Raw genomic sequence first — 19,516 nt, 5'->3', positions numbered from 1 at the left:
CCCGTGGTGTAGTGGTTAACATGCCTGCCTGTCACGCAGGAGATCGCCGGTTCGACCCCGGTCGGGACCGCCACTTTTGTTTATACCACCATTAGTGGTTTTATATATAGTTTTGGCTCGGTAGCTCAGTCGGTAGAGCAGAGGACTGAAAATCCTCGTGTCGGCGGTTCGATTCCGTCCCGAGCCACTCTCAGGATATTAAGTGGGCCCACTTAATATCCTTTTTATTTGTGTAATTTTACAAAATTGAGTAGTTATTTTAAAATAGAATGAGGAGCCTCTAGCAGTTGAAGCTAGAGGTTTTTCTATAGATCGTATAGGATTCCGTGTAAAAGTGGATCATACATGAGTCTGTGAGAATAGAGGAGAAAGTACTTAAGCAAAAGATGCGGTCATATAGGGACATACTATGTAGACATCAATGTGTTTAGGGATATTGACCATATTTTTACCCCGCTATTTAATGGGCAGTAAGGCCTCCATCTTAAAATTCAGCGAAAGCAAAGAAGTTAGGTGGAGGGAGGGCTGCCCGTAAAAGCCCAATTGGTGAGGGCTGATTAAAGCTTCACTTTATAAGGAGGAAATAAACGATGATGGGAAAGAAAATTTTAGTAGTTGATGATGAAAAGCCGATTGCAGATATTTTGAAGTTCAACCTAGAAAAAGAAGGTTTTGAAATTGTAATGGCGCATGATGGTGATGAAGCAATTGAAAAAGCAACTGAAGAACAACCAGATATGGTTTTATTAGATATTATGCTACCAGGTAAGGATGGCTTAGAGGTTTGCCGTGAAATACGTAAAAGCTCAGAAATGCCGATTATTATGCTTACAGCGAAGGACTCTGAAATCGATAAAGTATTAGGACTTGAGCTTGGGGCAGATGATTATGTAACGAAGCCATTTAGTACGAGGGAATTACTTGCTCGCGTGAAGGCGAATTTACGTCGCCATCAGCAAGGTGGTGCGGCAGAAAAAGAAGAAAATACGGAAATGGTTATTGGACCAATTGTTATCAATCCAAATGCGTATAGTGTAACGAAACGTGAGGAAAATATTGAGCTTACACACCGTGAATTTGAGCTATTACATTATTTAGCAAAACATTTAGGACAAGTTATGACACGTGAACATTTATTGCAAACAGTTTGGGGTTATGACTATTTTGGAGATGTACGTACAGTGGATGTAACAGTACGTCGTCTACGTGAAAAAATTGAAGATAATCCAAGTCATCCTACATTAATTGTCACTAGACGTGGAGTAGGGTATTACTTGCGTGACCCAGAGCAGGAATAGTATATGAAGAAAGTCGGTTTTTTTCAATCTATTCATTTAAAATTTGTACTCATATATATGCTATTAATATTGATAGCTATGCAAGTTATTGGGGTATATTTCGTAAGAGAGTTAGAAAAGAGTCTTGTACAAGGTTTTAGAGATTCTTTAACGCAACAAACGAACTTATTATCGTATAACTTGAAACAAGAGTTTAAAAAAAGTTATACAAAAGCAGAGACAGAATCAACAGGTGAAACGATTAAAACTTCCATTCGAAAATTTGCCTCTGATCGAAAGAAGGATATTCAAGAGGTAAGTGTATTTGATGCGAATAGAAAGCTGCTCGCTATTTCAGATGAGTCAAAGCAAAACAAGGTAAATAGAACGTCAACTGATATAGCTGTTCAGCGGGTATTGGTACAAAAAAAACCAGAAGTGAAAATTGAGAAGGATGGTCGTACAGGTCACCGTGTACAAGTTATGATTACTCCTATTATGGATGATAACAACAAAGATGCACTTGGTGCTATTTACGTTGTTGCATCCATGGAAGATGTTTATAAGCAGATGAAGGATATTAATCAAATCTTTGCGACCGGAACCGTTATTGCATTACTCGTAACAGCTGTACTTGGAATTTTGTTAGCTCAAACGATTACGAGACCAATCTCTGATATGCGAAGACAAGCAATTGAAATGGCAAAAGGAAACTATTCAAGAAAAGTAAAAGTGCACAGCCATGATGAAATTGGGCAATTAGCATTATCTTTCAATAATTTATCAAAAAAATTACAACAAGCTCGTTCTTCAACAGAAAGTGAAAGACGTAAATTGTCATCCGTATTATCACATATGACAGATGGAGTAATTGCTACTGATCGAAAAGGGGACATTATTTTATTAAATGATCCTGCGGAAAAGATGCTAAATGTTTCGCGTGAAACGGCGCTCGATCAATCTGTTTTAGAAGTATTGGGAATACAAGAAGAATTTACGCTCGATCATTTATACGAAGAGCCGGATTCTGTTTTATTAGATTTTAGTACGAGAAATGAGCCATATATTTTACGCGCTAGTTTCTCTGTTATTCAAAAAGAGACAGGGAAAGCAAATGGTTTAATTGCCGTATTATATGATGTGACTGAGCAGGAGCGTATAGAAAGAGAACGCCGCGAGTTTGTAGCAAACGTCTCTCATGAATTAAGAACGCCATTAACGACAATGCGCAGTTACTTAGAGGCACTTACAGACGGTGCATGGCAAGATCCAAATATTGCACCACAATTTTTAACAGTTACACAAGAAGAAACAGAAAGAATGATTAGACTTGTAAATGCGTTATTGCAACTATCTAAACTCGATAGTACAGAACATCGTTTAATGAAAGAATGGGTCGACTTTACTGACTTCTTTAATAACATTATTGATCGTTTTGAAATGTCTAAAGAGCAAAACGTAAGCTTCAAACGATCTTTCTCTAAAAAATCTCGATTTATTGATATGGATACGGATAAAATTACGCAAGTATTGTATAACATTATTTCGAATGCATTAAAGTATTCGCCAGAAGGTGGAACCGTAACATATCGTTTACGTGATCGCGGAGAATTATTAGAGATTAGTGTAAGTGACCAAGGAATGGGTATTCCGAAAGAAAACGTTGATAAAATCTTTGAACGTTTTTATCGCGTAGATAAAGCACGTTCAAGACAAATGGGCGGTACAGGACTTGGATTAGCGATTGCGAAAGAAATGATTGAGGCACATGGTGGCTCGATTTGGGCAAAGAGTGAGGAAGGAAAAGGGACAACGATTTATTTCACATTGCCTATGGCAGCAGATGAAGAGGACGAATGGGAATGAGTATGGAGAATGTTAAAACGATAGTTTTAATTAATTTAGTTGTAATTAGTCTATTTCTTACTTTTAACTTATGGACGTATGTGCCAGATTCCACATCTATGCAAAATGCAAAATTTGTACAGGGGAATGAGGGAAATACTCAAACTAAAATCGCTGATGTTGTCCGCCCTACTTCTATCATCGTGCATAAAGATAAAAATCATTACGGGAGCAAAAGAGAGGGAGATATAGAATCAATCTATAGAACTTTGGAAGCAGGGGAATTACATGAGTTCAAAGAGATATCGATTGCTAAGGCTGACTTCCTTTCTTATGTTCATGGTGAAGGGAAAATTGAACTTATTTTCCCTACCAACATCCCATTTGATGCAGTTAAATCTATGTTTAGTATGAAAGAAAAAAGTATAGCTAAGCCTAAACACTTTAATCGAATTATTCTTGATCCTTCTAGAAGTAGGGATCAAGAAATTAAAATTAATTTTGTTTCTGATGGTGATAACTCTAGAATATATGAAGCAAAATTAAGTGGTGTGTATTTAAAAGATATTGTAAATGCACAAAATCAATTTATAGTATCAGCGAAACCTTATTTTGACTATCAAATTAATGATATGAAAAAGTTATTTTTACCAGATGGAACGACAGAATTAAGTAATATAACATATATTTCATCTAATTTGGCGGTTGATACATTTAAGAATGCTCTTTTTAGTGATCCACGTTATTTAAGCCCTATTATCGAGAGATCGAAAGAAATATTTACAGATGGTATTAGGTCTATGGAGATTGAAAACGATCAGCATATGCTAAAGTATAAAAATTCTTCTGTTTTAAGTGAGAAAAAGCCAGATAATTTAATGCTTTTACAAAAAAGTTTTGATTTTGTAAATGGTCACAGTGGGAGTTTGGATTCATATCGTTTGGACTATATGAATAAAGGACAGACAGTATTCCGCTTACAGGAAGATGGATATCCCGTATTCAATACAGATGGATTAGCTGAATTGAGACAAGTATGGGGATCGGAAGAAGTAATGGAATATGAAAGACCGTTGCTTTCTTTAAATACGAAAGGTATAGAGCAGAAGGTTACTCTTCCGTCAGGTCATGTTGTAATAGCATCCTTAGAAAATAATGCCGCGGTAGATAAAAGATCTATTAAAGATATTGGGATTGGATACAAATTATCACTAGATGGGCAAGTAGCGCGACTACAGCCAATTTGGTATGTAAAGTTTGTTGAAGATGAAGCTGGCAAACAAAAAATATATGAGTGGAATGAGGGAGGACTAAATGGATTGGGATCGGATTAAAACCATATTTATTGTGACCTTTTTTGTTTTGGACCTCTTTCTCATTTTTCAATTCATTCAAAAGCAAGATAGTAATCAATTGGAGCTTATTGCAGAAACAAAGATAGATCAAGAATTAAAAGCAAACAAAATTACTATGGGTAATTTTCCTAAAGAACCGAAAAAAGAGTCATTTATTAGGGCTGAAAACAAGACATTTAAAGAAGAAGACGTACAGTCTTTAAAAAATCAAACGGCGCATATACAAAATATGTACAAGATAGAAAGTAAGCTAAAAGAGCCCTTTTTAAATACAAAATCTTTATCCAAAGATAAGTATAATGATTTTTTGAAGAACTATGTATTAGATGGACAAAAGTATGAGTTTGGGGCGATGAAAGACTCTAAAATTTACTTCTTCCAAAAATATAAAGATAAGCCTATTTTCTATAACGATCAGGCAATGATTGTTGTGGAATTAAATGAAAAAAATGAACTTGTGTCGTACACGCAGACGATGCTAACAGGTTTAAAAGAAATGGGCGAAAGTGAAAAAACGAAACAGCAAGAAATTATTACTGCCCAAACTGCTTTAGAAAATCTGTATTTAAAAAATAAAATTCATGGGAATACACATGTAAAAGAAGCGCAAATTGGTTATGCCAACCTTACCGCATCTACTTCTAATAACCAAGTACTTGCTCCAACGTGGAACTTAAAGACGGAGCAGAAGCAGGACTTCTTTGTAAATGCAATTGAAGGACAAGTTATGGAATTAGGGGAAAAGGAAAATCAAGTGGTTGATGAACATACTGGAGTGAGAAAGAATGGGATTGCATTTTAGCGTACTTGCAAGTGGAAGTACAGGGAATATGCTATATGTAGGAACAGATGAAAAGAAGTTACTTGTCGATGCAGGTTTAAGTGGTAAAGCAACTGAGGCTTTATTTAAACAGGCAGAATTAAATATAAACGATGTATCGGGTATTCTTGTAACACATGAACATAGTGATCATATTAAAGGATTAGGTGTATTGGCACGTAAATATGATTTACCTGTTTATGCAAATGAGAAAACATGGAATGCAATGGAACACTTAATAGGAAATATCCCAACTGAGCAAAAGTTTATTTTCTCAGTTGGGGATGTAAAAACATTCGGTGATATTGAGGTCGAGTCATTTGGAGTTTCACATGACGCGGCAGAGCCGATGTTCTATGCTTTTCATAACAATAATAGAAAGTTAGCTCTTATTACAGATACAGGATACGTGAGTGACCGTATGAAAGGTGTTATTAAGGGGGCTAATGCTTTCGTGTTTGAAAGCAATCATGACGTGGAAATGCTTCGTATGGGACGCTATCCATGGAGTATTAAGCGACGTATTTTAAGTGACGTAGGGCACGTTTGTAATGAAGATGCTGCATTGGCTATGGCGGATGTAATTACAGATGAGACAAAGCATATTTATTTAGCCCATTTAAGTTTAGATAATAACATGAAAGAACTGGCGCGAATGTCAGTATCGCAAGTATTAGAGGAAAAGGGATTTGGAGTGGGAGAAGCTTTTGAAATCCACGATACAGATCCAAAAATGCCTACAAAAATTCAATACGTATAATTCTCCATTTTAGTAAACAATAAAGGTGAATATAGTTGTTTTCAGGAAGATGGGTGAACAAATATGTCCTTTATTGATGGAGAAAATTATCGTATGAAACGTGCAAGGAAAAAGAAGCATAAAGGTATTGTTATTTCTAGCATAGCAGGAACAATTGTAGGAGCTTCGTTATTTGCATTTGGAGCTCCTTTATTTTCAAATGATACGGACGCGTTTCCGCAAGCTGAAGCAAGTGGAAGTAATATGGCGGAAGCTCAAGGCATTAAACAGATTAGTTTTGTGGATGCTGTTGATCGTGCGTCTGAAGCTGTTGTTGGAGTTATTAATATTCAACGAGATAATTTTTCAGAGGCAGATTCAGAAGCAGGTACGGGATCAGGTGTAATTTATAAGAAGACAGATGGTCAAGCTTATATTGTAACGAATAATCATGTTGTTGCTGGAGCAAATCGTATTGAAGTAAGTTTAAGTGACGGTAAGAAGGTTCCAGGAAAGGTATTAGGAACCGATGTAGTCACAGATTTGGCTGTACTAGAGATAGATGCAAAGCATGTGAAAAAAGTAATTGAGATTGGCGATTCTAATACTGTTCGTAGAGGAGAACCAGTCATTGCGATTGGAAACCCACTCGGGCTCCAATTTTCTGGAACTGTCACACAAGGTATTATTTCAGCTAATGAGCGTATTGTCCCTGTAGATTTAGATCAAGATGGACATTATGATTGGCAAGTAGAAGTGTTGCAAACAGACGCAGCAATTAATCCGGGTAATAGTGGTGGTGCGCTTGTAAATGCAGCGGGTCAATTAATTGGTATTAACTCAATGAAAATTGCGGCAAAAGAAGTAGAAGGAATTGGGCTAGCTATTCCTGTTACTAGAGCTGTTCCAATTATGAATGAATTAGAGAAGTACGGAAAAGTAAGAAGACCGTATGTTGGAATTGAACTGAGATCATTAAATGAAATTCCAAACTACTATTGGTCAAAAACATTGCATTTACCAGGCAATGTAACAGAGGGAGTTTGCATTTTAGATGTGAAAAGTCCTTCGCCAGGTACAGATGCTGGTTTGCGAGAACACGATGTGATTGTAGCAGTAGATGGGAAACCAGTTCGCGATATTATCGGATTCCGTACGGCCTTATATGATAAAAAAATTAATGATAAAATGACTCTTACGTTTTATCGTGGTACAAAACGAGCAACAACAACGGTTAAACTAGGCATTCAAAAGTATTAAAAACAGGAGGGCCTACCTCCTGTTTTCTATTGTAGAAAAGTGAGGTGAAGAATATGAACTTACCTTGTTGTTTAGAACATGTTGAATTAGCTTTAGATATTATTGTGGATGAGTGTGAAGTGCCACCGGTTATTAACAATGTGGATAACTCAGAAAAAGAGAAAAAAACATGTGAATTTTGTCAAAATGAGGCGACATATGTTGTATCGAACACAGATTCTCACACAATATGTGGGTAACAATTGTGGATATGTGGATAAGTTATGTGGATAACATGTTTGTAAGGTGGGGAATACGTGTGAATATCTCGATTATTTCAATTGGGAAATTAAAAGAAAAATATTTAAAACAAGGTATAGCAGAATACTTAAAACGATTATCTGCATACGCAAAAGTAGAAGTAATTGAATTGCCAGATGAAAAGGCACCAGAAAATTTAAGTGAAGCAGAAATGTTAATTGTAAAAGAAAAAGAAGGTATACGTATACTAGATAAAATTTCTGATGATACGCATGTCATTGCGTTAGCGATAGAAGGAAAGCAAAAATCATCAGAAGAATTTGCAGTAAGCTTAGATCGTCTTGCTACATATGGGAAGAGTAAAGTTGCCTTTGTAATTGGTGGATCACTTGGACTAAGTTCAGAAGTAATGAAACGTTCAAATGAATCTCTTTCTTTTTCAAAGATGACACTACCACATCAATTAATGCGATTAGTATTGCTTGAGCAAGTGTATAGAGCATTTCGTATTAATCGTGGGGAACCGTATCATAAATAGTAATAGTACATTCAAACGGCTACAGATGTGGCCGTTTTCTATATTTCCTAAAATAAGTATGTTTCTATTTCTAAAAAAGTATGCTGTAATATGAAGAGGAAAAAGTATAAGTAGTCATAGAAGTGAGGAGTTAAAGGTGAAGAAGTTTAAGAAATTTTACTTGGAGATTACGAGTGTATGTAATCTTGCGTGCAGCTTTTGTCCGCCGACGGAAAGACAGAAGCAATTCATTTCTGTGGAGGATTTTGCAAAAAGGTTAGACCAAATTAAACCACACACAGACTACATTTATTTGCACGTGAAGGGTGAGCCGTTGCTGCATCCAAAAATAGATCAATTGTTAGATTTAAGCCATGAAAAAGGGTTTAAAGTTAATATTACAACGAACGGAACGTTAATTAATAAGAGAAGGCATAGATTGTTAAATAAGCCTGCTTTAAGACAAATGAATTTTTCACTACATAGTTTTGATGGGCACCCAGGTTCGCAAGATAAAGAGGGCTATGTAAGAAGTATACTTTCCTTCATTAGAGAGGCGACAAGTCAATCAGATTTAATTGTTTCACTAAGATTATGGAATTTAACGCAGGATAATAAAACGAATGCTGAAATTCAGAAGAATAGAGAGTTATTATCCATCATTGAAAATGAGTTTGATCTATCTTATCAAATTGAAGAGAAGCTTACACCAGGAAAAGGTATAAAAATTGCGGAACGTGTCTTTATTAATCAAGACTATGAATTCCAGTGGCCAGCATTGCATGAAGAAGAGGATGATGGAAAAGGATTCTGTCACGGGCTTCGAAATCAAGCTGGTATTTTAGCGAACGGAACGGTTATTCCTTGTTGTTTAGATGGTGAGGGAATCATTAATCTTGGGAATATTAATAATGACTCATTTTCTAACATTATAGAAGGTGAAAGAGCGACAAACATTGTTGATGGATTTTCTAGAAGAGTTGCAGTTGAAGAGCTATGTAGAAAATGTGGATACCGTAAAAGATTTGGAAAGTAAATATGAAATAAGCCCTCATAAAGCGAGGGCTTATTTTTTATTCTTGATAAGAGCGCTCTAATTCATCAATTAAGGAACCAACGTAAGAAACAGCTCTGCGGATTGCATCTGGTTTTGACATATCGACTCCGGCATGTTTCATTAATTCAAGTGGTTTCATCGTACCACCAGCGCGAAGTACATCTAACCAGCGATCAACGGCAGGTTGTCCTTCTTCTTTAATCATTTGAGCTACTGCAGTAGATGCAGTGAGGCCTGCGGAATACGTGTAAGAATATAAGCCCATATAATAATGAGGTTGACGCATCCAAGTTAAGCCAGCACCTTCATCAATTTTTACGGAATCTCCCCAGAATGTTGAAAGGACATTTGTTTTTATTTCAGTTAAAGTTGTAGCTGTAAGTGCTCCACCTTCTTCTGCTAGGCTGTATACTCTTCTTTGATATTCTCCCTCAAGTAAGTGAGTAACAAAGTTGTGATAATATGTGCCAAGTAGTTGCAGGATTACCCATCTGCGCATTCTCTTATCGTCATTCGTCGCTAATAAATGCTGGGCTAATAGTAATTCATTCATTGTAGATGGTGCTTCAACGAAGTACATAGATGGACGTACATTCATAATACGTTGGTTTTTATTTGCTAAATAAAAATGACCAGCGTGCCCAAATTCATGAGCTAATGTGAAGCAACCGCGCATCGTATTTTGCCATGTAATTAAAATGTATGGATGAGAACCGTATGGACTTGAACAAAATGCTCCAGTTGATTTGCCTACGTTATCTGCAAGGTCGACCCATCTTTCTTTGAATCCTTTTTCGATAATGGCACTATATTCATCGCCAAGTACTTGTAAAGATTCTTGAATGAGTTTTCCTGCTTCTTCGTAAGTAATTGCTGGATTAAATTCGGGATCTAAAGGTGCATGTAAGTCACAGAACAGCATTTGATCGAGTCCTAATACTTTCTTTTTTAAATCTGCAAAACGGCGCATATGAGGCGCTAATTCTTTATAAATAATATCGAGTTGATTGTTATACATTTCAAGTGGAACTTTTTGAGGTTCTAAAAGCATATGAGTAACAGATTCAAATTTGCGTAAACGAGAGAGTGTTACTTGTTTTTTTACCTCGGTAGCATATGTTGTTGCCACGGTATTTTTATATCGCTTCAAAGTGGACACAAATGATGAGTATGCCTTTCTGCGTATGTCTACGCTTGGAGAAAACTCATATTTACTTTCAAATAATGCAAATGAGACAGGGAGTTCGTTTCCTTGTTCGTCTTGTATGGAATTAAAATCCATATCGGCTAATTTAGTCATGCCGTAAATTTTGTATGGAGAACTATGTACTTCACCAAGTGCAGCAAGTGCTTCTTCAGTTTCAGGAGAGAGCGTGTGCTGCCTTTTTTGTAATATGTCTAGTAATGATTTACGGAAAGGTTCAAGTTTTGTTTCTTGAGTTAAATATTTTTCAATTGTTCCTTCTTCTAATGAGAGAATTTCATTATGAATAAAGGATAGCGCCGTATGTACTTTCGTCCATAAAGCGGAAATTTTGGAAGAGTTCGCTTGAACAACTGGATTTGTACGGTCGGTAGATTCTTTTAAATTTGCGTAGGAGTATAATTTTGTTAACTTCATTAAAAGCTCTTCTTCTAAAAGTAGGCAATGTAATAAGGTCGTGGGACTAGTGTGTAATTGACCTTTAAACGCATCAAGTTTTTTTATATCATCTGTTAATACACGTAATGCAGTTTCCCACTCTTTATCAGATTCGTATAAATCAGAGAGGTCCCATGTTAATTCAGTAGGAACGTCTGCACGAATATGACGTTTCTCAATAGTTTTTTTCATTTGCTATATCCCCCTTATTATAAGTATTTAAAAACATAATACTAGAAAATTCAGTAAAATGAAAATATTTTACATTTCTATATATGAAAAAGAAGGACAAGCATAAAACTGCTTGTCCTTCGAGTTAAATTTAAAAATTAATATACTTTATCACCGTTGAAAATAGAGTTTTTCACGACTACATAATCCACAGTACGAATAGAGTCTAATTTTGTTCCACCAGCGTAAGAGATAGAAGATTGAAGATCTTGTTCCATTTCGATTAAAGTGTCTTCTAAAGAACCTTTATGCTCAACGAACATTTTCTTACCTTCAACGTTTTTCTTCTCACCTTTTTGGAATTCAGAAGCTGAACCGAAGTACTCTTTATAAAGTTTGCCGTCTTTTTCGATTGTTTCCCCTGGAGACTCTTCATGACCAGCGAATAGAGAACCGATCATAACCATAGTCGCCCCAAATCGAATAGATTTAGCTACGTCGCCATGTGTACGAATACCACCGTCAGCGATAATTGGTTTACTTGCAGCTTTTGCACACCAGCGAAGTGCAGCTAGTTGCCAACCACCAGTTCCAAAGCCTGTTTTAATTTTAGTAATACAAACTTTACCAGGTCCAATACCAACTTTTGTTGCGTCAGCACCAGCGTTTTCTAATTCTCTTACCGCTTCTGGAGTTCCAACGTTTCCAGCGATAACGAAGCTTTCTGGTAAATGCTTTTTAATATGTTGAATCATGTTGATTACAGCATTAGAATGTCCATGCGCGATATCAATCGTGATGTATTCAGGTGTAAGGTGTTCAGCAGCTAACTGTTGTACGAATTCATACTCGTCCGCTTTTACACCAACGCTAATAGAAGCGATTAATCCACGTGATTGCATATCTCTAATGAATGAGATTCGTTTCTCTGGTTGGAAACGATGCATGATATAGAAGTAATTATTTTCAGCTAAATAAGTTGCAATTCTTTCATCAATAATCGTTTGCATATTTGCAGGTACGACAGGTAATTTAAATTTATGTTTACCTAAAGTGACAGTTGTATCACATTCAGAGCGGCTGTTCACAATACATTTTGCAGGAATTAATTGAATATCTTCATAGTCGAATACGTTTTCCATCATTTACACCCCTAAAATACGAATATTTTATTTTTATTAATCAAAAATGTTCGTCCATATGATAATTTACATTGTTTTCATTAAAAAGTCAAAGGATTTCTTAACGTTTTTTTTAAAAGTAGATTTTATATCTAAAAAACAACGTTAAAAACGAATTTAAAACGTTGTTTTGTTTGTATTGTTCGTTTATAAAAAAGGTTGAAAAATTAAGATAATTATACAAGGGTGTATGTATTCTTTTTATTTTTTGGAGTGGATGTAGGATTCTATGAAAAGGTTAATGCTAACAATACGAGCAAAAGATGTTATCAAGTAGTTGAACAATATATGAAATGATAAGGTTTATTTCTATATAAAAAGATGAATCTGGCATAATCCATCTTTTTATGTGAGGTTTCAAGTATAATAAGTAGGGCGATAGTAACGTATACAAAAGATAAAAAAGAAAATAATACAGAATAAAATGAGGTTAATATATGAGTAAAAAAGGGTTTTTTGAGTATAAATTAAGTAAAGAAATTGTAAGGGCACTTACTGGGTTAGGGTATGATCATCCAACAGAAGTACAAGGTGAGGTTATTCCAGTCGCATTACAAAAGAAGGATCTTGTTGTGAAGTCCCAGACGGGAAGTGGAAAAACAGCTTCATTTGGTATTCCACTTTGTGAGATGGTGGAGTGGGAAGAGAATAAACCACAAGCATTAGTTTTAACACCAACGAGAGAGCTTGCGGTACAGGTGAAAGAAGATATTACAAATATAGGGCGATTCAAAAGAATTAAAGCCGCCGCAATTTATGGTAAGTCCCCATTTGCACGTCAAAAATTAGAGTTAAAGCAAAAGACGCATATTGTAGTAGGGACTCCAGGGCGTGTATTGGATCATATTGAAAAAGGGACCCTTTCTTTAGAGCGATTAAAATATTTAGTGATTGATGAAGCAGATGAAATGCTAAACATGGGCTTTATCGATCAAGTAGAGGCAATTATTGATGAATTACCTACAAATAGAATGACAATGTTATTTTCAGCAACTTTACCGGAAGATGTTGAAAGGTTATCACGTACATATATGAATGCACCAACTCATATTGAAATTAAAGCGGCTGGGATTACGACGGATAAAATTGAACATACCCTTTTTGAGGCGATAGAAGACGAGAAGCTTTCACTACTTAAAGATGTAACAACGATTGAGAATCCTGATAGCTGTATTATTTTCTGCCGTACACAAGAAAATGTAGATCATGTATATAGACAATTAAAACGAGCTAACTATCCTTGTGACAAAATACATGGTGGTATGGTACAAGAAGATCGTTTTGAAGTCATGGATGATTTTAGAAAAGGAAAATTCCGTTATTTAGTAGCAACAGACGTAGCTGCGAGAGGAATTGATATTGATAATATTACACATGTTATTAATTATGATATTCCACTTGAAAAAGAAAGCTATGTACATCGTACTGGAAGAACAGGACGAGCTGGAAATAGTGGAAAAGCTATTACATTTATAACACCATATGAAAATAGATTTTTAGAAGAGATTGAGGAGTATATTGGCTTTGAAATTCCAAAGGCAATTGGACCTTCAAAAGAAGAAGTTATGAAAGGGAAAGCTGCATTTGAAGAAAAGATACATGCTAAACCAATTATAAAGAAAGATAAAAATGCAGACATCAACAAAGGCATTATGAAGCTGTACTTTAATGGCGGGAAAAAAAAGAAAATTAGGGCGGTAGATTTCGTCGGTACAATTGCTAAAATTAAAGGTGTTACAGCAGAAGATATAGGTATTATTACGATACAAGATAATGTTTCTTACGTCGAAATATTAAATGGAAAAGGACCACTTGTCTTGAAAGTCATGAAGACTACAACGATTAAAGGGAAACAACTAAAAGTTCATGAAGCAATTAAGTAAATAAAAACTATCCACTTTAATAGGTGGATAGTTTTTTATTTATGATTCTTTTAAATCATCCACTAGTTGCTCCGCTAAACGTCTATACATATTACTCATAGTCACGAAGGATGTTAGTAGTAGAAATTTTTCTAGCTTTGTGTCTTCTAAGGAAGAAATCTCATTTACTTCTGTAACACGGTTATTTACGTCTTGTTTAAAGCTTTCGACATTGCTTTCAGTAAGAGCAAGATAATTTTTGTATAACATATTTAATTCGAATGAATCATCATTTAATAAGGAGTCATTTATAGTTTCTAATGAACTTTTTATGTCGTTAATGGAAAGAGCACCTTTTAATTGATAAATTAGGCTAATTAAAATCATATGCTCTTTTGAATATTTTTTATTTTTGATAGGGATGAATAGTTTCCCTTTTGCGTAATTATTAATCATCGTTTTTGTTAATACTTTTTCATCATCAGTTCTCGTTGTATCTGCATAAGTATTCTCAAATAGTTGGACAACTTGATCTACATATAAGTCAACATTTGGAATATCCTCAAGTTTAATATTTTTTTCTAAATGCAATGTCTCAAGTAATTCATTTATATTTTCCACGTAGAATCCCTCACTTTTATAACTTAGTGGAACTTAATGTCTAATACATCCTTAAATATGGTATTACGAAACAAATAAATTGTAAATGTTGACCTTAAAAAGAAATGTGTATATAATTACATGTAGTTATTGAAACTACATGTAATTATATGAGGGGTGTTATTATGAATGCTTATGTAAGGGAACCAGTTAATGCATTTACTCACTTAGGTGGAGCGATATTATCATTTATTGCCTTATTAGCTATGCTTGTGAAAGTTTCTATCAAGATGCCATCATTTGCTGCAATTACAGCTGTTATTTTGTTTGGGATTGGAATGATGGTCCTTTATACGGCATCAGCTGTATATCATAGTGTTGTGGCCAATGAACGTGTTATTTACTTCTTTAGGAAGCTAGATCATTCTATGATTTTTATATTAATTGCAGGTACATATGCACCCTTTTGCTTAATTACATTAAATTCAGCAAGTGGTTTGTTATTATTTTGTTTAGTCTATGCAACTGCGATTTGTGGCATTGTGTTTAAAATGTTTTGGTTTAATTGTCCAAGATGGTTATCGACAGCAATTTATATTACGATGGGTTGGTTAATTGTTTTATTCTTTGCACCGTTAGCTGAGAATTTAAGTACAGGAGGCATTGTTTTCTTAGTACTTGGGGGCATTTTTTATACAATTGGTGGATTTATTTATGGAACAAAGCCAAAATGGCTAGAGTTTAAATATATGGGACATCATGAAATTTTTCACGTTTTTGTATTATTAGGTAGTCTTGCACATTTTCTAAGTGTATATTGTTACGTAATTTAATAAGAAAAACGCCACATAACAAAAATTATGTGGCATTTTTCTTATTACTTGATTGGAATCGTATATGTTATAAAATTATTATGGGATAAAATGTAAGTTTATGTGTTCGCATATTAAACATAGGATAAGAAATATGTGATATACTTTGAGAAGTTTATAATGAATGAAATATGGAGGACTATAATTATGGCAATACTTGTAACAGGTGGAGCAGGGTATATTGGTAGTCATACATGTGTAGAATTACTAAATAGCGGTTACGAAATTATAGTAGTTGATAATCTTTCGAATAGCTCGGTAGAATCTATAAATCGAGTGAAAGAAATAACAGGAAAACAATTTAAGTTTTATAAAGAAGATGTTTTAAATCAAGAAGCACTTGACGCAATTTTTGAAGAAAATGCAATCGAAGCAGTTATTCACTTTGCAGGATTTAAAGCTGTAGGGGAATCAGTAGCAATTCCATTAACATATTATCATAACAACATTACGAGCACTTTAGTGCTATGTGAAGTAATGCAGAAACATAATGTAAAGAAGATGATTTTTAGTTCATCCGCAACTGTATATGGTATCCCGGAAACGTCACCGATTACAGAGGAGTTTCCATTAAGTGCAACAAATCCATATGGTCAAACGAAATTAATGATTGAGCAAATTATGCGTGATGTAGCATTTGCAGATAGAGAATGGAGTATCGCGTTACTTCGCTATTTCAACCCATTTGGTGCACATGAAAGTGGACGTATTGGAGAGGATCCAAATGGAATTCCAAATAACTTAATGCCATATGTTACACAAGTGGCAGTAGGTAAGCTAAAAGAATTAAGTGTATTTGGAAATGACTACCCAACGAAAGATGGAACAGGCATCCGTGACTACATACATGTTGTAGACTTAGCAAAAGGTCACGTAAAAGCGCTAGAGAAAGTACTGAATACAACAGGAGTAGATGCTTATAATTTGGGCACAGGTACAGGGTATAGTGTACTTGAGATGGTTGAAGCATTTGAAAGGGTTTCAGGAAAAAAAGTTCCTTATAAAATTACAGAGCGTCGTCCTGGTGATGTGGCAATATGTTTTGCAGATGCATCAAAGGCAAAACGTGAACTAGGATGGGAAGCAAAACGTGGATTAGAAGAAATGTGTGCAGATTCTTGGAGATGGCAATCAAATAATAAAAATGGCTATTTGGAAGTTTAATATGTAGATACAAAAAATGCCCTTTGCATGAGCAAAGGGCATTTTTGTATTTATTTCCCGTTAAGTTTATTAGCTAATTTGGTAAAAAAGGTCCGCTGTTTTATAGGAATATTTGACTGGCAAAATGTATAATAATCAATATCTTTAATGTAAGTAAAGAGCCTAGAAATAGCATATAGGAATGTAATAGAAGATCCAACTGCGAAACTAATGCCGTAACCATTGAATCCAAATGGAAGCAGGATAAGGCTTAATAACAAGTTTGCAAAAAAGAAAATAGCTGATGTTCGAAATGCCCCTTTACGATCCTCAAAGTATAGGAGTAGTAATGTAATAACGAGCACCATTCCATTTGCATAAGCACCAACTATAGTTAATTGCAGAATAGAGTAATTAAGTGTTGTCTTTCCAGATTGCGAACTAAACATCCATATTATAAAAATAATAAGTAAGGAAAAAATACCTTGATTACGAAGTATACGTTCCATTTCCTGCTTTAAGACAAAGTTCATGGAATCTTTCAATTGTAAAAGCGTATGTAATGTTCCACCATTGTTTACCGAACCGAAGAACTTTTTATATCTTTCATAAAACCTCGTTTCAATGGATACTACAAAGAAAATATAGGTTGGGATAATACTTAAATACGCCCAGAAAACAGAAGTATCATAAATTTGATGATAAATAAATGTGTCTTCAATATTTCCCCGACCGTCTCCAAACCAAATAACAAAATTACATACCCAAATACCCACATTGTAAAAGAGGCTTGACCAAAATAATTCTGGATATTTATCTAAATAAGACAGAAAGGTAAATTGTTCAGTAGCATCACTATTTGGAAACATTCGTACAATAACGATACTTAACCATACTAGTGTAATGAAAGTACCGAGTGTAAAAGAAATTAAAAGCAATAGGGCAGATCCATGTTCTAACCCAAGTGTAGGGTGCCAGTAAGCTACTAGGATAATTCCTAATAGGGAAAAAATGGATCCGATTAAAAATGCCAGTGCAATTGATTGATAATCTTTAGCTGCTGTTAAATAAATGGACTGAATCCAGATGATATTTAAAGCTAAAAATAAAAATAGCATCACGATTTTATAATATAAAGCTAACGGTGTGAAAAATGCAAACAAAAGCCATAACATAATAGCTAAAAAAAGTGTGATCTTCGTCATTCCTAAAAATGAAGAAAATACTTTATCAGCTTTTTGTTCGTATAAAAGGTCAGCTACATATCTAGTTACAATGAGCTGCAATGCTCCGTAAATAATTTGAGAAAAAATAAAGCAATATGAAATTGAAATAGTGAAAAGGCGCTGTTCTTCAATTGAAATAGAATGAAATAAACTCAAAATGAATCGAATAGTTGTTACTGCTAAAATAACGACTAACCAAGGACCAGCTGTAACAAATAACGAAAATCCATAAGCTTTTACCCTTGAAGAATAGTAGTCTTCCTGAAATAATTTTTGTAATCGAAATCCTATACCTGCCATGTTTTCGCACCCCTTTCTAAATAAAGCTTACGATAACTATCAACAACACCTGATAATTGATAATATGCTTCAATACGATTACGCCCATTGTTTCCGAATTGTTGAATGGATTCAGGGTGGCGATAATACCATTCTAAGTGGGTGGCAACTTGTTCAGGAGATACAGGTGGTACAACAAAGCCACATTGGCCGTAAGGATCTTCATCTTGTCCATAAATTAACTCCTTACAAGAACCAACGTCTGTAACAACCCATGGTAATCCCGATGCCATTCCTTCTAACATAGCTAGTGGTTGTCCTTCAGATATGCTAGTTAATACGAGAATATCCGTTTGTTTTAAGTAATCTTTAATGTTTACTCTGCCAGTCATTATTACATGTTCTTTTAATCCAAGTTGCTGAATTAAATCACGACATTCTTGGGCATATTCTGGTTCTTCTGTATCAGGACCTAATAAGTAGAAGATAAACGGAATATCTTTTTCTAATAATAATTTAGCTGCATAAATCATTGTTTTTACGTCTTTAATTGGCACAACTCGTATAATAGCAGAAATAATGAGTTTATCTGAATTATGTTTTGGCTTACGTAGCCCTTTATAGTCAGATAAAGTAACACCATTTGGAACAATTTTTAGTTTATGGGCCGGGGCTCCTAGTTCTTTTTGATATGCACTATTCCGTCCGAATAACGTAATCACATCAGCAGCTTGTTCATATGCTTGGTGAGATAAATGATGGAAGAAAGAAACCCATCTTTTTTTGTATTCGATTGGTATCCAAGTTGATTGGAGTATTTCCTCTTCACGTTCCCGAGAATAAATACCATGCTCTGTTAGAATAAATGGTATGTCAGATTTGGCACTAATTGCAGCTCCAAGAAGCCCACCATAGCCTGTAGATACAGAATGGATAAGATCTAATTCAGGAAAATCAATTTGTAAAATTTGAATGATTGGTGTGAACATAGATCTCCACATCCAAAAGTAATTTAAGAAAGAACCACTACTTTCTTCATACAAATAGCTTTCTTTCACTATTTCATAAAATTCACGACTTTCGAAGAAGGAATGTAGTGTTCCTAGCTTTTGCTTGTTCCCTAATATTTGTAATGCTTCTGTGTCGTTAGCTTGGAATGTAAACCATTTTTGAAGTGTTTGTACTTCATCAGTCGTTAAATTGGTTTTTATATGTTTTGAGTCACTTTCTGATTGTAAGGGAATCATAATGATATCTTTTACATTGTTAGGAATTTCATATTGATATTCCTCTTCTGTTTTTATTTGCGGTACGATCGCAAAAATGGTGAATTCATGTTCTTTAAATTGTTGGATGATCATTTGTACCCAACTTGCTACTCCGCCACTGACAAAAGGATAACTTCCTTCAACGACTAAACCTATTCTCAT

At 34.9% G+C, this 19,516-nt stretch carries 17 protein-coding genes and 1 tRNA gene; 13 read left to right on the top strand and 5 right to left on the bottom strand.

Going from position 1 to position 19,516, the window contains the following annotated elements; translation table 11 throughout:
• The first annotated feature begins 114 nt into the window (after positions 1–114).
• From MR083_RS18605 to MR083_RS18560, 10 genes are all read left to right on the top strand, one after another.
• Positions 115–187: transfer RNA gene (locus MR083_RS18605), tRNA-Phe, on the top strand.
• 403 nt (positions 188–590) lie between these two features.
• Positions 591–1,298 carry a cell wall metabolism DNA-binding response regulator WalR gene (gene walR, locus MR083_RS18600; RefSeq protein ID WP_000971872.1) on the top strand — a complete coding sequence of 236 codons (708 nt, stop codon included), beginning with the start codon at positions 591–593 and terminating at the stop codon, positions 1,296–1,298.
• A gap of 3 nt (positions 1,299–1,301) precedes the next feature.
• Entirely contained in the window at positions 1,302–3,143 is a 1,842-nt protein-coding gene (gene walK, locus MR083_RS18595; protein WP_000755380.1) for a cell wall metabolism sensor histidine kinase WalK, read from the top strand.
• Positions 3,140–4,456 carry a YycH family regulatory protein gene (locus MR083_RS18590; protein ID WP_029141246.1) on the top strand — a complete coding sequence of 439 codons (1,317 nt, stop codon included), beginning with the start codon at positions 3,140–3,142 and terminating at the stop codon, positions 4,454–4,456. Before walK ends, MR083_RS18590 begins: the two co-directional genes overlap by 4 nt.
• Positions 4,437–5,279, top strand: a complete 843-nt coding sequence (locus MR083_RS18585; protein ID WP_000383736.1) for a two-component system regulatory protein YycI — start codon at positions 4,437–4,439, stop codon at positions 5,277–5,279. Before MR083_RS18590 ends, MR083_RS18585 begins: the two co-directional genes overlap by 20 nt.
• Positions 5,263–6,057, top strand: a complete 795-nt coding sequence (locus MR083_RS18580; RefSeq protein WP_000522836.1) for an MBL fold metallo-hydrolase — start codon at positions 5,263–5,265, stop codon at positions 6,055–6,057. The genes MR083_RS18585 and MR083_RS18580 overlap by 17 nt, the downstream gene beginning before the upstream one ends.
• A gap of 63 nt (positions 6,058–6,120) precedes the next feature.
• On the top strand, positions 6,121–7,296 hold the full coding sequence (locus MR083_RS18575; protein ID WP_000008058.1) for a S1C family serine protease: 1,176 nt from the start codon (positions 6,121–6,123) through the stop codon (positions 7,294–7,296).
• Between the two features lie 53 nt (positions 7,297–7,349).
• Positions 7,350–7,535, top strand: a complete 186-nt coding sequence (locus tag MR083_RS18570) for a CxxH/CxxC protein (protein WP_001052835.1) — start codon at positions 7,350–7,352, stop codon at positions 7,533–7,535.
• A gap of 59 nt (positions 7,536–7,594) precedes the next feature.
• Positions 7,595–8,074, top strand: a complete 480-nt coding sequence (rlmH, locus tag MR083_RS18565) for a 23S rRNA (pseudouridine(1915)-N(3))-methyltransferase RlmH (RefSeq protein WP_001027003.1) — start codon at positions 7,595–7,597, stop codon at positions 8,072–8,074.
• A 136-nt stretch (positions 8,075–8,210) separates the two neighbouring features.
• Entirely contained in the window at positions 8,211–9,089 is an 879-nt protein-coding gene (locus MR083_RS18560; protein WP_000713634.1) for a radical SAM/SPASM domain-containing protein, read from the top strand.
• Between the two features lie 37 nt (positions 9,090–9,126).
• On the opposite strand, the gene pepF is transcribed toward MR083_RS18560, so the two are convergent.
• Entirely contained in the window at positions 9,127–10,944 is a 1,818-nt protein-coding gene (pepF, locus tag MR083_RS18555) for an oligoendopeptidase F (protein WP_242269696.1), read from the bottom strand.
• A gap of 137 nt (positions 10,945–11,081) precedes the next feature.
• On the bottom strand, positions 11,082–12,065 hold the full coding sequence (guaC, locus tag MR083_RS18550) for a GMP reductase (protein WP_000432432.1): 984 nt from the start codon (positions 12,063–12,065) through the stop codon (positions 11,082–11,084).
• A gap of 476 nt (positions 12,066–12,541) precedes the next feature.
• Between guaC and dbpA the strand changes: the two genes are divergently transcribed.
• Positions 12,542–13,987 carry an ATP-dependent RNA helicase DbpA gene (dbpA, locus tag MR083_RS18545; protein ID WP_000037423.1) on the top strand — a complete coding sequence of 482 codons (1,446 nt, stop codon included), beginning with the start codon at positions 12,542–12,544 and terminating at the stop codon, positions 13,985–13,987.
• 39 nt (positions 13,988–14,026) lie between these two features.
• Here the strand turns inward: dbpA and MR083_RS18540 are convergent, their stop codons facing one another.
• Positions 14,027–14,587 carry a DUF1836 domain-containing protein gene (locus MR083_RS18540; protein WP_000427878.1) on the bottom strand — a complete coding sequence of 187 codons (561 nt, stop codon included), beginning with the start codon at positions 14,585–14,587 and terminating at the stop codon, positions 14,027–14,029.
• A gap of 164 nt (positions 14,588–14,751) precedes the next feature.
• On the opposite strand from MR083_RS18540, the gene trhA reads away from it, so the two are divergent.
• Together trhA and galE are read left to right on the top strand one after the other, a co-directional pair.
• Complete coding sequence (gene trhA / locus MR083_RS18535; RefSeq protein WP_000995364.1) at positions 14,752–15,399, top strand: PAQR family membrane homeostasis protein TrhA; 648 nt, start codon at positions 14,752–14,754, stop codon at positions 15,397–15,399.
• A gap of 186 nt (positions 15,400–15,585) precedes the next feature.
• Positions 15,586–16,602, top strand: a complete 1,017-nt coding sequence (gene galE / locus MR083_RS18530; protein ID WP_000996533.1) for a UDP-glucose 4-epimerase GalE — start codon at positions 15,586–15,588, stop codon at positions 16,600–16,602.
• A 50-nt stretch (positions 16,603–16,652) separates the two neighbouring features.
• On the opposite strand, the gene pelG is transcribed toward galE, so the two are convergent.
• Both pelG and pelF read right to left on the bottom strand, forming a co-directional pair.
• Positions 16,653–18,107, bottom strand: a complete 1,455-nt coding sequence (gene pelG, locus MR083_RS18525; RefSeq protein ID WP_000907294.1) for an exopolysaccharide Pel transporter PelG — start codon at positions 18,105–18,107, stop codon at positions 16,653–16,655.
• Complete coding sequence (gene pelF / locus MR083_RS18520; RefSeq protein ID WP_001219499.1) at positions 18,095–19,516, bottom strand: GT4 family glycosyltransferase PelF; 1,422 nt, start codon at positions 19,514–19,516, stop codon at positions 18,095–18,097. Before pelF ends, pelG begins: the two co-directional genes overlap by 13 nt.

Origin of the sequence: Bacillus cereus group sp. BfR-BA-01408, assembly GCF_022663305.1 — a bacterium.
Taxonomy (GTDB): Bacteria; Bacillota; Bacilli; order Bacillales; family Bacillaceae_G; genus Bacillus_A; species Bacillus_A pacificus.
This window is presented reverse-complemented; position numbering and strand designations above follow the sequence as displayed.

What these genes read in the sequence shown, in the direction of transcription:
- walR (WP_000971872.1), top strand. Translation starts at nt 591, where the DNA reads ATGATGGGAAAGAAAATTTTAGTAGTTGATGATGAAAAGCCGATTGCA.
- walK (WP_000755380.1), top strand. Translation starts at nt 1,302, where the DNA reads ATGAAGAAAGTCGGTTTTTTTCAATCTATTCATTTAAAATTTGTACTC.
- MR083_RS18590 (WP_029141246.1), top strand. Translation starts at nt 3,140, where the DNA reads ATGAGTATGGAGAATGTTAAAACGATAGTTTTAATTAATTTAGTTGTA.
- MR083_RS18585 (WP_000383736.1), top strand. Translation starts at nt 4,437, where the DNA reads ATGGATTGGGATCGGATTAAAACCATATTTATTGTGACCTTTTTTGTT.
- MR083_RS18580 (WP_000522836.1), top strand. Translation starts at nt 5,263, where the DNA reads ATGGGATTGCATTTTAGCGTACTTGCAAGTGGAAGTACAGGGAATATG.
- MR083_RS18575 (WP_000008058.1), top strand. Translation starts at nt 6,121, where the DNA reads ATGTCCTTTATTGATGGAGAAAATTATCGTATGAAACGTGCAAGGAAA.
- MR083_RS18570 (WP_001052835.1), top strand. Translation starts at nt 7,350, where the DNA reads ATGAACTTACCTTGTTGTTTAGAACATGTTGAATTAGCTTTAGATATT.
- pepF (WP_242269696.1), bottom strand. Translation starts at nt 10,944, where the DNA reads ATGAAAAAAACTATTGAGAAACGTCATATTCGTGCAGACGTTCCTACT.
- guaC (WP_000432432.1), bottom strand. Translation starts at nt 12,065, where the DNA reads ATGGAAAACGTATTCGACTATGAAGATATTCAATTAATTCCTGCAAAA.
- dbpA (WP_000037423.1), top strand. Translation starts at nt 12,542, where the DNA reads ATGAGTAAAAAAGGGTTTTTTGAGTATAAATTAAGTAAAGAAATTGTA.
- trhA (WP_000995364.1), top strand. Translation starts at nt 14,752, where the DNA reads ATGAATGCTTATGTAAGGGAACCAGTTAATGCATTTACTCACTTAGGT.
- galE (WP_000996533.1), top strand. Translation starts at nt 15,586, where the DNA reads ATGGCAATACTTGTAACAGGTGGAGCAGGGTATATTGGTAGTCATACA.
- pelG (WP_000907294.1), bottom strand. Translation starts at nt 18,107, where the DNA reads ATGGCAGGTATAGGATTTCGATTACAAAAATTATTTCAGGAAGACTAC.
- pelF (WP_001219499.1), bottom strand. Translation starts at nt 19,516, where the DNA reads ATGAGAATAGGTTTAGTCGTTGAAGGAAGTTATCCTTTTGTCAGTGGC.